Origin of the sequence: Acetobacter musti, from assembly GCF_011516835.1 — a bacterium.
Taxonomy (GTDB): Bacteria; Pseudomonadota; Alphaproteobacteria; order Acetobacterales; family Acetobacteraceae; genus Acetobacter; species Acetobacter musti.
Map to the genome: position 1 here is coordinate 124,856 of NZ_WOTB01000003.1, position 12,372 is coordinate 137,227.

The 12,372-nt window shown below is 59.1% G+C and carries 12 protein-coding genes; 8 read left to right on the plus strand and 4 right to left on the minus strand.

All coding sequences use genetic code 11. The features are described 5' to 3' along the window. Window positions 1–92: 92 nt before the first annotated feature. A complete protein-coding gene (locus GOB93_RS03495; RefSeq protein WP_173582143.1) occupies window positions 93–884 on the minus strand; it encodes a chromosomal replication initiator DnaA in 792 nt (263 codons plus the stop codon). Window positions 885–995: 111 nt separating this feature from the next. On the opposite strand from GOB93_RS03495, the gene purM reads away from it, so the two are divergent. Together purM and purN are read left to right on the plus strand one after the other, a co-directional pair. Next, window positions 996–2,081: a phosphoribosylformylglycinamidine cyclo-ligase gene (purM, locus tag GOB93_RS03500; RefSeq protein WP_173582144.1), complete on the plus strand. Its 1,086-nt coding sequence runs from the start codon at window positions 996–998 to the stop codon at window positions 2,079–2,081. Between the two features lie 171 nt (window positions 2,082–2,252). Next, window positions 2,253–2,909 carry a phosphoribosylglycinamide formyltransferase gene (purN, locus tag GOB93_RS03505; protein ID WP_173582145.1) on the plus strand — a complete coding sequence of 219 codons (657 nt, stop codon included), beginning with the start codon at window positions 2,253–2,255 and terminating at the stop codon, window positions 2,907–2,909. Window positions 2,910–2,958: 49 nt separating this feature from the next. Here the strand turns inward: purN and GOB93_RS03510 are convergent, their stop codons facing one another. Further along, the gene (locus GOB93_RS03510; protein ID WP_173582146.1) at window positions 2,959–3,159 is read right to left on the minus strand and encodes a DUF2905 family protein; all 201 of its coding nucleotides are present in this window, start codon (window positions 3,157–3,159) and stop codon (window positions 2,959–2,961) included. 21 nt (window positions 3,160–3,180) lie between these two features. After that, window positions 3,181–4,440: an MFS transporter gene (locus GOB93_RS03515; RefSeq protein ID WP_173582147.1), complete on the minus strand. Its 1,260-nt coding sequence runs from the start codon at window positions 4,438–4,440 to the stop codon at window positions 3,181–3,183. Between the two features lie 216 nt (window positions 4,441–4,656). Between GOB93_RS03515 and ada the strand changes: the two genes are divergently transcribed. From ada to GOB93_RS03540, 5 genes are all read left to right on the plus strand, one after another. Beyond that, a complete protein-coding gene (gene ada / locus GOB93_RS03520) occupies window positions 4,657–5,763 on the plus strand; it encodes a bifunctional DNA-binding transcriptional regulator/O6-methylguanine-DNA methyltransferase Ada (RefSeq protein ID WP_198912662.1) in 1,107 nt (368 codons plus the stop codon). 138 nt (window positions 5,764–5,901) lie between these two features. After that, a complete protein-coding gene (gene cmk, locus GOB93_RS03525; protein WP_173582148.1) occupies window positions 5,902–6,558 on the plus strand; it encodes a (d)CMP kinase in 657 nt (218 codons plus the stop codon). Between the two features lie 64 nt (window positions 6,559–6,622). After that, window positions 6,623–7,696 (plus strand): cation diffusion facilitator family transporter, encoded by a 1,074-nt coding sequence (locus GOB93_RS03530; protein WP_173582149.1) that lies wholly within the window; start codon window positions 6,623–6,625, stop codon window positions 7,694–7,696. Between the two features lie 52 nt (window positions 7,697–7,748). Next, window positions 7,749–8,651, plus strand: coding sequence for a cation diffusion facilitator family transporter (locus GOB93_RS03535; protein ID WP_173582232.1), 903 nt, complete (start codon window positions 7,749–7,751; stop codon window positions 8,649–8,651). A 216-nt stretch (window positions 8,652–8,867) separates the two neighbouring features. Beyond that, window positions 8,868–10,232: a chloride channel protein gene (locus tag GOB93_RS03540; protein WP_173582150.1), complete on the plus strand. Its 1,365-nt coding sequence runs from the start codon at window positions 8,868–8,870 to the stop codon at window positions 10,230–10,232. 31 nt (window positions 10,233–10,263) lie between these two features. Here the strand turns inward: GOB93_RS03540 and GOB93_RS03545 are convergent, their stop codons facing one another. Then, on the minus strand, window positions 10,264–10,989 hold the full coding sequence (locus tag GOB93_RS03545; protein WP_173582151.1) for a glycosyltransferase family 25 protein: 726 nt from the start codon (window positions 10,987–10,989) through the stop codon (window positions 10,264–10,266). Between the two features lie 283 nt (window positions 10,990–11,272). Between GOB93_RS03545 and GOB93_RS03550 the strand changes: the two genes are divergently transcribed. Further along, window positions 11,273–12,364: an FkbM family methyltransferase gene (locus GOB93_RS03550; RefSeq protein WP_198912663.1), complete on the plus strand. Its 1,092-nt coding sequence runs from the start codon at window positions 11,273–11,275 to the stop codon at window positions 12,362–12,364. The last annotated feature ends 8 nt before the right edge of the window (window positions 12,365–12,372 follow it).

The window sequence follows — 12,372 nt, forward strand, 5'->3', positions numbered from 1 at the left end:
GGGGTTAGCATGTTTCATCGTAGGCAGCATGACGGCCACTGTCATATGACAATTCGTGGAAAACTCTGCCGGGCCTGTCGGCATCCTGACGATCAGCCGTGTTCCGTGACGGACGCCATGGACATGTCGGCAAGGATACAGGCTGCCGCGACGCGATCCAGCGGCGTGCCGGATGTCAGCATTTTTGCATCGATCCGCGCCACGGCCTCCTGTATGGCCCTTGGCTCACGCGGAAGACGCTGCAGCAGCCATTCTGTGACAGCGCGCGATACGACGAGTTGCCGCTCGGCCAGCAGGCGCAGCATCAGGCGGAGCAGCAGCGTGTCCTCCGCCGGTTTCAGTTCCACTGTCATGGTGGCCCGCAGCCGGCTGCACAGGTCCGGCAGGGACACGCGCCAGCGCGCCGGCGGCAGACGGGCGGCGAGCAGCAAGGGAATTCTGCGTTCCCGCGCCATGTTTACGATCCGCAGGAGCGCCAGTTCGTCGATTCTTTCAGTGGGCAGGGAATCGAGCGCCAGTCCGGCCGGCTCTGGGTCTGTCAGTGCTGCGGCGTCAGGCAGTCCGGCCTTGCATTCGACAACGGGGGCGCTGTGCCGCTCAGCCCATGCCCGGAGCAGATGAGTTTTTCCACGTCCCGGACCGCCCCACAGCAGGAGCCGTCCTTCCGACCAGCCGTGCACGGCATCGTCTGAAAACAGCCATGCACGGGCTGCGGCGTTCGATTTCGCCGCGACAAAGCCGGTCTCATCGAAACGCGGCCTGTGTGTGAATGCGAACGCGGTTTGCGCGGGAAATTTCTGGCAACGCGCGGGTGTGACAATACCTGCGTCGCCTGGAAGGCACGCTGTCTCATAACGTTCCGGATCGCAAACCTGTTCAGTCACCGCTATGCGCGCCGCCCCGCCTGCCCTAAAGGAAACCCTGAACCCTGTTACCTCAAACGGCACGGATATTCGACCTTCCGTCGACCGTCCACAGATGAGACGAGCATACCGATGAGCAACACCACACCAGATTCCCGGTCTCAGGGTCTCACCTATCGTGAAGCCGGTGTGGATATCGAAGCCGGAGATGCCCTTGTCGAGGCTATCAAACCGGCGGCGAAAGCGACGATCCGTTCAGGCGTCATGGGTGGGCTTGGCGGATTTGGCGCCCTGTTCGATCTCAAAGCGGCCGGCTTCGCCGATCCTGTCCTCGTTTCCTGCACGGATGGCGTGGGCACAAAGCTCAATCTGGCCATCGACTGCGGTCTGCATGACACGGTCGGCATCGATCTTGTGGCGATGTGCGTCAATGACCTCGTTGTCCAGGGGGCGGAGCCGCTGTTTTTCCTGGATTATTTCGCAACGGGAAAGTTGGCGGTCGAGGATGCGGCGCGTGTCGTTCGCGGCATAGCGGAGGGCTGCCGACTGTCGGGTTGCGCTCTGGTCGGAGGTGAAACGGCGGAAATGCCCGGCATGTATGCTCCGGGTCACTACGATCTGGCGGGTTTTTCCGTCGGCGCCGCGGAACGTAACGCGCTTCTGCCTGGAACGATCAGGCCTGGTGATGCTCTGATTGGTCTGCCTTCCAGCGGCGTTCATTCCAATGGGTTTTCTCTCGTTCGTCGTATTCTGGAAGCGGCGGGCCTCGCTCTGCGGGATGACGCTCCTTTTTCGGAAGGCCAGACGCTCGCCGAGGCGCTGATGACGCCGACCCGCCTCTATGTAAAACAGGTGCTGGCGTTACATCGCGAAGGGCTGCTGTCGGGTGCTGCTCACATCACGGGTGGCGGGCTGCCTGGCAATCTGCCGCGCGTTCTGCCGAAGGGGACCAAGGCGGTCATCGACCAGACATGGACACCGCTCCCTGTCTTCCGCTGGCTGGCGAAGACCGGTGGTGTCGCTCCGGATGAGATGCTCCGGGTGTTCAACAGCGGGATCGGGATGGTGCTCATCACGCCCGAGCCTGATGCTGCCCTTGCCCGCCTCAGAGACTTCGGTGAAGCACCGATACGTCTTGGGCATGTTGAAGAAGGCACCGAAGCGGACGCCGCTCCGACGCTCGATATGGCTGTGATGCCGGATTTCGCGGAGGGCTGATTCCCGCGCTCAGTGTGAAATTCATCCTGTATGTCGGGAAATGAATTTAATTGCTTGATATTAAATAGTTTTTATGAATTTCAGGCATTCGCCTGATTTCTTAGAAAAATTGTTTAATACCATGTTTTTAAAGCTATTTATCAGTTCTGATTGTTCAGGAAATCGTTTGCTGTGACATCCCCTTCATCTTCACCTGCTGCAAAAAAAATCCGTATCGCTATCCTGATCAGCGGTCGGGGCAGCAATATGCGTTCGCTGATAGCTGCATGTGCTGCGTCCGATTTTCCGGCTTCGGTATCGCTGGTTCTGAGCAACAGAGAGGATGCGGCCGGACTTATTTACGCACGGGAAGCGGGTCTTGAGGTCCGGGCGGTTCCGCATCGGCCTTACGGCAAAGATCGTGAAAGCCATGAGCGCGCGGTTAATGCTGCTCTGACAGAGGCGGGTGTCGAATTTGTCTGTCTCGCTGGCTATATGCGGCTTCTCACGCCGTATTTTACCGATAGCTGGGCGGGGCAGATGATCAATATTCATCCCAGTCTTCTGCCGCTTTTTCCGGGCACGCATACGCATGAACGGGCGCTTGAAGCCGGTGTGCGCGTTCATGGGTGTACGGTGCATCGCGTCACCGCCGGCATGGATGAAGGACCGATCATCGCGCAGGCCGCCGTTCCTGTTTTTCCGGACACCGACACGCCCGACAGTCTGGCCGCCCGCGTTCTGGCTCAGGAGCATCTGCTCTATCCGGCCGCTTTGCGACGTCTTCTGTGTGGTCCGGCCTGTGAGATGCCGGTTCCGGAGAAGAACGACGCTCTGCTGGTGGTCTGAGGCGCGGGGACTACGAATGACCGCTCTTCGGAAAAGGCAGTGAAGACCTTTACCGGCGCAGCAGCCACAGAATCAGCGACAGAACGACGCTGAGCAGAAGCCCGGTCATGAGAGGCATGTAGAATGTAAAACCGGGTCTCTGGATGACGATGTCTCCGGGCAGGCGTCCGAAATGCAGGCGCATCAGCCAGGGCCAGAGCAGTCCGGCAGCCAGAATCAGCAGGCCTGCGACGATCAGGACTCTCGACACGGACTGTTCACTCCGAAAAAATCATGCCCGCTCCATCGGGTGTAGCCGGGCGTTCAGAATCGTCAGCGTAAGGACCGATAATGCTGCTGCGCCGACCACCAGCATAAGCGGCAGCGCGAGGCCGACGCCAAGGACGGAGGCAATACCATGCTGCAGCAATGCGTTGCTCGCCGCAATCAGATTGCCGAACTGATAGGCCACGCCGGGAAAAGTGGCGCGCACGGATGCGGGAGACAGTTCACTGAGATAGGCCGGTACCACGCCCCATGCTCCCTGAATGCAGAACTGCATGCAGATGGCGCCGATCGTCAGCCAGATCAGCGAATGCGGGAGCGTCCAGAGGGGTAGCAGCGGGAGGACCAGGAAGGCCGCAAGTGCAATTGCATATTGCCTTCCGATCTTCTGGGACAGATAGCCGAAGAAGACCCCGCCCGTTATCGCCCCGATATTATAGAGCACCACGATCAGGGTGACGTGCTCCGGCGCGATTTTTCTCTCAAGGGCGAGGAACAGCTTCGGGTACAGATCCTGCGAGCCATGGCTCATAAAGTTGAATGAGGCCATGAGTGTGACTGCGAAGATGCACAGGGCTGTGTTGCCGCGGATCACGCTCCACAGACCCGGAGCGGCTTCCCTGTCACCATCCTTCTGGCGTGCCAGCCAGTCGGGGCTCTCCGGGACACGCCACCAGATATAGATCGCGGATACGACCGCGCTTCCGCCAAGGATGAACAGGCCGCGCCATCCGAGAACCGGTAGCAGGAGAAACATCAGTGAGGCGAGCAGATAGCCTGCCGGATAGCCTGCCTGCAGAATGCCCGAGGACATTCCCTTCCATGATGGCGGCACACTCTCCATGATAAGGGATGTTCCGACGCCCCATTCACCTCCGAGGGCGACGCCGAACAGCGTGCGCAGGACAAGAAACACTCCGATTGTCGGCGCGAAGGCCGAGGCCACTTCGATCAGCGAGTAGATCAGGATTGTCCCGATCAGGACCGGTTTACGGCCGTATTTATCCGCTGCCCGGCCGCACAGAAACGCTCCGATCGGGCGTGTGAGGAGAGTCAGCGTCGGTGCGAGCAGCACGGTCGGGAGCGGGACGGCGAAGCTTTCGGCGACATTGTCCAGGGTGAACAGAACGATGAAAAAATCGCATGCGTCCAGCATCCAGCCCAGAAACGATGCCGCGACGACATGCCGTGCTGTTGCGAGATCCTGTCTTGTGTCCGGAACGCGGGCGCCGGGAAAAGCCGATGGCGAAAAACTCTCAGTGGTCATGCCGTATCTCCAGATCGACCGTGCTTCGTCGCATGCGAACGCGGGCGAGGCCACTGATGACGCAATCACGTTCCTGACATTCCGGGACTGCAGGCTGCATCCCGTTCCGGGATCGCAGTTCATGCTGGCAACGGAAAGAGTCCGCTTCCCTGCAGTCCGGATTCAATCGCAAAATCCGGAGTGCCTGTCGCCCAGCCGCGTGGCAGGTTCGGAAACATGATGAACAGACAGAAGAATGCCTGGCCCCTGCCCTGCCCGCCGATTCCGGAAGATCCTCGCCTGGCACGAATCCGCGATCGTGATCCGACGGCTGACGGGGTTTTCTGGTATTCTGTTGCAACGACGGGTGTTTATTGTCGTCCTTCCTGCCCTTCACGGCACGCAAATCCGGGCAATATTCGTTTTCATGCCAGTCCGGCTGAAGCGCATGCGGCGGGATTTCGGCCCTGTCAGCGCTGTCACCCGGACGAGACCAGCTTCCATCATGCAGCACTGATCGAACAGGCCTGCCGGAGCATGGATCGTGCGGAAATATTCCCTTCGCTTCCGGATCTGGCGCGGCAGGCAGGGCTTAGTCCCGGTCACTTTCACCGACTCTTCCGTGCCGCGACCGAACTGACTCCTGCCGCGTATGCTCAGGCTGTCCGGGCGGACAGGGCACGCGCCGCGCTCAGCACAGCCGAAACGGTTACTGAGGCGGTTTATGACAGCGGCTTCAGCTCCGGCGGACGTTTCTACGAGCGGGCCGGCTCGATGTTCGGCATGACACCCACATCGTGGCGCGCTGGTGGAAAAGGCGAGACTATCCGTTTTTCTCTCGGAACATGCTCGCTGGGGGCGATCCTGATCGCGAGTACGGAGCGCGGCCTTTGTTCGGTGCTTCTCGGGGATGATCCGCAGTCCCTCTCTGCCGATCTGCGGCGCCGTTTTCCGAACGCGCTCCTGACCGGATCTGATCCCGTTTACGACCGTATTGCGGCGCAGGTTATCGCCTGCATCGAGAACGGAACCATGCCGGATCTCCCGCTTGATCTGCGTGGCACGATATTCCGTCAGCATGTATGGGCCGCGCTTCGGGATATTCCTTCGGGAGCGACGACGACTTATGCTGAACTTGCCGCACGTCTCGGCTCGCCGGGTGCCAGTCGCGCGGTCGGGAGCGCCTGCGCGGCCAATCCGCTTGCCGTGATCGTGCCGTGTCATCGTGTCGTCCGCCGGAGCGGTGATCTTGCGGGCTACCGCTGGGGTCTTGCCCGCAAACGGGCGCTGCTGGACCGGGAAGCCGTTCCTGAACCGTGTCCGGAGAGTGACACAGACAGGTGACACGCCGCGAACTCATTCTCGCAGGTTGACGGTGAATTTCCGCTCAGGGTATCGCCCTGCCCGGGACATGCATGTCCGTCGCTATGGCGACGCGTTCGCCCGGAGACGCCGCGCACAAACCGGGAAGAGGAATTTGCCATGACGAAGTCGCCGCCGGTTATTGCCGTGGACGGACCTGCAGCTGCCGGCAAAGGGACTCTCGCCAGATGCCTCGCCGAATCTCTGAATCTGCCTTATCTCGATACAGGTCTTCTTTACCGTGCCGTTGGTCGCCGGATGCTTGATGAGCGGCTCGACCCTGCTTCGCAGTCCGGTGAACAGCTGGCGCTTTCGCTTCGGCCTGACGACCTGAAGCGTACTGATCTCCGGACTCCCGATGTGGACCGGGCAGCGAGTCTTGTCGCACGGGATCAGGCTGTGCGGCAGGCACTTGTCCATATACAGCGGGCCTTCGCGGCGGAGCGTGGCGGCGTGCTTGACGGTCGTGACATCGGGACCGTGATCTTTCCGGACGCCGATGTGAAACTGTATATTACGGCCTCTGCCCGCACGCGCGCCGAACGTCGCTATATGCAGATGGCCGGAACGGAGACTGAGACGAACCGCGATGCTGCAATCAGCGAAGTGGAAGCAGCACTTATCGAACGGGACAGGGCCGATGCGACGCGCGCGGCGGCGCCGCTCCGCATGGCTGACGATGCTGTCAGGATTGAAACGGACAATCTGAACGCTGGGCAGGTACTGGCGGAAGCCATCCGGATCGTTAAATCTGTTCTTGACGCGAAAATGGTCTGATCTTTCTGCCTGAACAGAACCGGGCAGCTATCGCGTCATCATCTGTCCTGAGGAGTATCGTGCCATGAACGCCCCACGGACTGAAAACGACCCGCGCCACGTACATGTTTCCGCCTGTGGTCATGATCACGAAGAGCATGACCACGCTCCTGGTCACGGGCATGAACATGGGCACGGGGACAATCCGGGACATGACCATGCTCATGATCACCATGATCATGAGCATGGCCTGTTCGGTCATCACCATCATGCGCCGGATTCATTCGGAACAGCTTTTGCCATCGGCATCGGGCTGAATACGCTCTATCTTATTGCCGAGACTGTCTGGGGTATTCTCGCGCACTCACTCGCCTTGCTGGCCGATGCCGGACACAATCTTTCGGATGTTCTCGCTCTTGGCGCTGCATGGCTCGCGCACAGTCTTTCCCGACGAGCACCGTCCACGCGCTTTACCTATGGTCTGCGGCGCTCTTCCATCCTGGCGGCGCTCAGCAACGCGGTGATTCTGCTTGTCATTACCGGCGGGATTGCATGGGAAGCCATTCTGCGTCTGATGCATCCGGCGCCTATCACCGGTAGGGTCGTTATGATCGTCGCCGCTCTGGGCATTCTCGTAAATGGCGGCACGGCGCTGCTCTTCATGCGCGGGCAGAAGAACGATCTTAATCTTCGTGGCGCCTTTCTGCATATGGCAACAGATGCCGTCGCCTCTCTTGCTGTCGTCATTACCGGCGCGCTGGTGATGCTCACGGGCTTTCTCTGGCTTGATCCTGCCATCAGCCTCGCAATTTCCGTCCTGATCGTCGCGGCGACCTGGTCGCTGCTTCGTGATTCGCTGGATATGGCGCTTGACGGGGTTCCGAAAGGAATCGATGTCGCTGGCGTGGAAGCCTATCTCCGGAGTCTTCCCGGCGTCACTGGTCTCCATGACCTGCATGTCTGGGCGATGAGCACGACCGAAACGGCGCTGACTGTTCATCTTGTGCGTTCAGGCACGGACGGTTCGGACAATGACCGGATTCTGGAAGCAGCCGGTGAAACACTCCGCTCGCGCTTTGGAATCATCCATCCCACGCTCCAGATTGAACTGAGCCGCTGCGATACCGGTTGCAGTCTCGGAGTGATGCCTGTTGCCTGATACCGTCGCGCCGCCCGAACTCTCCGGCCATCCGGCAGCCCGGGAGGACGGTATTGGCAAAACCGCCGTTGCCTGGCTCAGTCTCGGGGTCGCCGTTATTGCTCTGGGTCTGAAATATGCTGCATGGGCCTGCACCGGCAGCGTTGCGCTGAAATCGGATGCGCTTGAGACGGTCATCAACGTTGTGGCGGCTGTTGCCGGGCTTCTGGCGATCAGACTGGCCGAACGTCCGGCGGACGATAATCATACCTACGGGCATTATAAAGCAGAATATCTGTCGGCGATTATCGAAAGCGCCATGGTTCTGGTGACGGCTTTCGCGATCGGCAGGGCGTCGGTCGGCGGTTTTCTTCATCCGGTTCATGTCGATGCGCCCTGGTCCGGGATTGTTCTGAACGGGACCGCCACGATTCTGAACCTTGTCTGGGGATACACGCTTCTGCGTATCGGTCGCGCGAGGCGTTCCCCCGCTCTTGTCGCTGGTGGCCAGCATGTCTTATCCGATGTCTGGACCGGATTTGCTCTCATCGCGGGACTGGCTCTGATTCCCTTTACGGGCTGGCACTGGCTGGATCCCACTCTTGCGGCGCTTGTCGCTGTCAATGTGCTTCGCGTTGGCTGGGAGATGCTTCGCCAGTCTGTCGCCGGTCTGATGGATGAAGCGCCGGATCCGGAAACACTTCAGAAAATGCGCGAGGTCATCGCCCGGAACGCGGTCGGCGCACTTGAGGCCCATGACATTCGTATCCGCGAAGTCGGTGCGGTCACTTTCATTGAATTTCATCTTGTTGTGCCCGGAAGCATGACTGTCGCCGTGGTTCATGAAATCTGTGATCGTATCGAGGTCGGACTCCGCCAGGTTATCGGACGGGCGCTGATCAATATTCATGTCGAGCCCGAGTACAAGGCCAAGAATACCGGCATCATCCTGACATCCGATGACCAGAAGGCCTGATCCGGAAGTCTTTGCTCCTGCGGAATGACATAACCGGACGATCGGTGAACCAGGGCGGCGCACACGCGTTACAGAAAAGACAGATTTAAATCGGGGTCACATGTTTAGGCTTGGAAAGTTACACGACCGGGCGTAAGCCCGGATTACAGTCTTCGCCGTAATTCTGTCGATGAAGGCTCCGCGTCATGCCCCCGGAAACGAGTTGACAGAAACCGCATGTCTCCTGCTTCAGGCCGTATCAGACATTTTCGTGAAACTGCCCGCATCACGACAGCGGAATGGCGCCGGAAGCTGATTTACTGGGGCGGTTCGATCATGGTTGGGATCGTCGCCGTTACTTTTGCCGAACTCGCTGACGATGCCGCGAAACTTCGCCATGTGGTTCTGACATGGAGCCCGTGGCTCATGCTGATTGTCACACCGGGCGGTCTTGCTCTTTCAATCTGGCTGACGCGGACCTTTTTCCGGGGGGCGCAGGGCAGCGGTATTCCGCAGGCTATTGCCTGCATGCATCTGTCCGATATCACGGTCGTCAACCGCGTTCTCTCCATCCGCATCGCTGCTGCGAAAATCATGCTCACCTGTCTGGGGCTTTTTTCAGGAGCTTCTATCGGCCGCGAAGGGCCGACGGTTCAGGTGGGCGCCGCTATTATGAACGCCGTCGGTCGTTTTACCTGGCTTGGTGACGCGGTTTCCCATCGCGCCCTTGTGCTGACCGGTGGCGCGGCCGGTGTTGCCGCTGCCTTTAATACTCCTCTTGCCGGCATTGTGTTCGGAATTGAGGAACTGGCTCATTCCTTTGAGCAACGCACCAGCGGCGTCGTTCTTGCCGGTGTCGTTCTGGCTGGTGTGACAGCCATCGCTCTTGTCGGCAATTACTCCTATTTCGGTCACACGGACTCGATTGTACCGGTTGGCGCAAGCTGGGTGGCCGTGCTTGCCTGCGGGTTGCTGGGCGGTATTACCGGCGGCTCGTTCTCCGCTATTCTGATCCGGGCTTCTCGCGGCCTTCCCGGTACGGCCGGGCGGTTCATCGCGCAGCGTCCTGTCGCTTTTGCTGCTCTTTGTGGTCTTGTACTTGCGATAATCGGCCTCGCTTCCGGCGGGATGACTTATGGCACCGGGTATGCTCAGGCCAGAGCGATTATTCAGGGCGAGGAGCATTATCCGGCGTCCTATTTTATACTGAAATACATCGCAACCATTGTTTCTTACTGTTCCGGCATACCGGGCGGCCTGTTCGCGCCTTCTCTTTCAGTGGGAGCGGGTATGGGAGGCTGGGTAGCTCAGTTTCTGCCGCAGGCTTCGCCAGGCGCGGTCGTTCTTCTTGGGACTGTGGCCTATTTTTCTGCCGTGGTGCAGGCTCCGCTGACGGCGACTGTCATCGTCATGGAAATGTGCGACAATCAGCAGGTTACTCTTGCTCTTCTGGCGAGTTCGTTCCTGGCATTCGGTGTTTCCCGCATGATCTGTAAACAGCCACTCTACGGAGCGCTCGCGGAACGCTTTCTGCGCACGGTTTCGCCCGGCAGTGTTCCCCCTGTCCGGGAAAATGCGGATAAGAAAAAATATGTCGCGTAGCAGTAATGTTATGACATGACGGCTCGTCAGGTCAGGAACTGATAATTGTTGATTTTGCGTGCTCGTTCTTTGTGATGCAGAGCGCGGGAAAGCTCACGAATGATGCCAGACTCTCGTAATGCTCGCTCATGACATGATCGAGAGAGGTGTTGAAGAGCGTATCGTGAGTGCGGAAGTGGTATCTCTTCTTATTATGCAGAGGCAGGCAGACATCGAGCATACGACGGGCTCCCTTCGGTGATATGGCGTAACCGCAGATGCCGAGCGTATGATAGAGCCGGAATGGTAAAGACCGGACGTCAAGCTTTCTGAATTTTTCAGCGCCGAGGCGAACAAGTGTTTCGTTGAATCTGGCGACGCAGTAAGTGACGTCCGGCAGCAGTTCAAATGTCAGGCTGATATCGGCATTACTTCCCCAGAGGATGATGTCCCAGTCCTCCGGCAGCTCTGACAGGATTTTCTCCGACTGGGAAATGAAATTCCGGCAAAGCATGGCGTCGTCCTCAAAGATGCAGGCTGGCTCGTCATTTTCCAGGACAGCATTCCAGAGCAGGATATGAGACATCGCCGAACCGAGCGCGCCTTTCGAGTAGGACAGGTCGGGCTTCATGATCCCGCCCGCGATCAGTTCTTCCCGGTCAAGAGTGGTGCCTTCCACAGCGCTGAAACGACGAATATCATCGATATGTGCATTGGCGTTCCGGAACTCTTTCAGCCGCTCTGTGTCACAGTCCCGGTTGATGACCACAAGTTTCACGCTTCCTCGCCCGTCCCGTCAGTTGTTCTCAGGGAATAGTCACAGGGAGTGTTTAAGACGCCGATAACAGGAACGGCGTTCGTTTCTGTTCGCCGGCAATGCGTCACGACTACGTGAAACATTGCCGGGACCAGCCGCTTTGCGTTGCCGGCTCGTTCTTTCCCGACTGTCAGCCTCACCGGATCGGGGTCAGGCCATCCGGCTCTGCAGAGGCGGCGAGGTTTTGCGGTTTCGAGACAATGCGTTACCATCTGGAAACAGAGTCCGGGACCGGGGAAGCGTTATGCCGCGAACGATACTACCCGGCGATGCGACCGGTGAGTTTTTTCGGGAAATCGGTGGAACAATGCGTCATGTCGCCATGGCACTGGCTTTGCGTATTCCTCCGCTTCGTCGTCTGCATACGCAGAGAGATACGCTTGTCAGGGAGCGTGATGCTATCCAGGCCCGGCTGGATCTCGAACGGGTCAGATGCGCCGGAACGGAAGCAAGAACTCCGTTCTGGTTCTACAACAGCGCCTTTGACGCCATTGCTCTCATGAAAAAATATCAGGCGGCGGATGTACCGCCGAAGGCCGGGCATCTCGGCAATTATCTCGGTGTTTATACGCACATACGCTTCTTTCCCGGCATCCTCGACTGCCGGGAAGGTCAGGTGGATGCCGGTCTTCCCCTGCCCGCAAACTGGCATACCGACATTGTCGAATGGGGAGCTGCCCTGCGAGCCGTCGATCTGTCCGGTCCGGTATTTACTGTCATGGAGCTTGGTTGCGGCTGGGGCTGCTGGCTTAACAATACCGGGGCCGCCGCGCGGCGCGCGGGGAAGAAGGTCAGACTGATCGGGATCGAGGGCGAACCTGTCTACGTGGACTTCGCCAGAGAGGCCTGCGCGACAAATGGTTTTCAGCCTGATGAAGTCACCATTATCCATGGCGTCGCCGCCAGTCGCAAAGGCGCCGCTCTCTTCCCGACGCAGACTGTTGAAGGTGCGTCCTGGGGGCTCGAACCTGTCTTTGGGGCCTCAGAGCAGCAGCGCCGGGAAGCCGCAGTCAGCGGCTCGCACGTCGAAGTGCCGATGCTGCCGCTCTCTGATCTCATTCCCGAAGGTATGTCTCTCGATCTGCTCCACATGGATATCCAGGGCGGAGAGGCCGATTTCGTCAGAGACTGTATCGCCACGCTGAACCGGTCTGTCGCTTATCTCGTCATCGGCACTCATTCACGCGAGATTGAAGGTCAGCTCTTCCACCTTCTCTCCGGAGCCGGCTGGATACCGGAGATCGAGCGTCCCTGCATCTTCACGCTGAATGGCAAAGAGTGTTTCACAACCGTTGACGGGGTGCAGGGCTGGAGAAATCCGGCATTACGGCCGTAAGTCCCGTG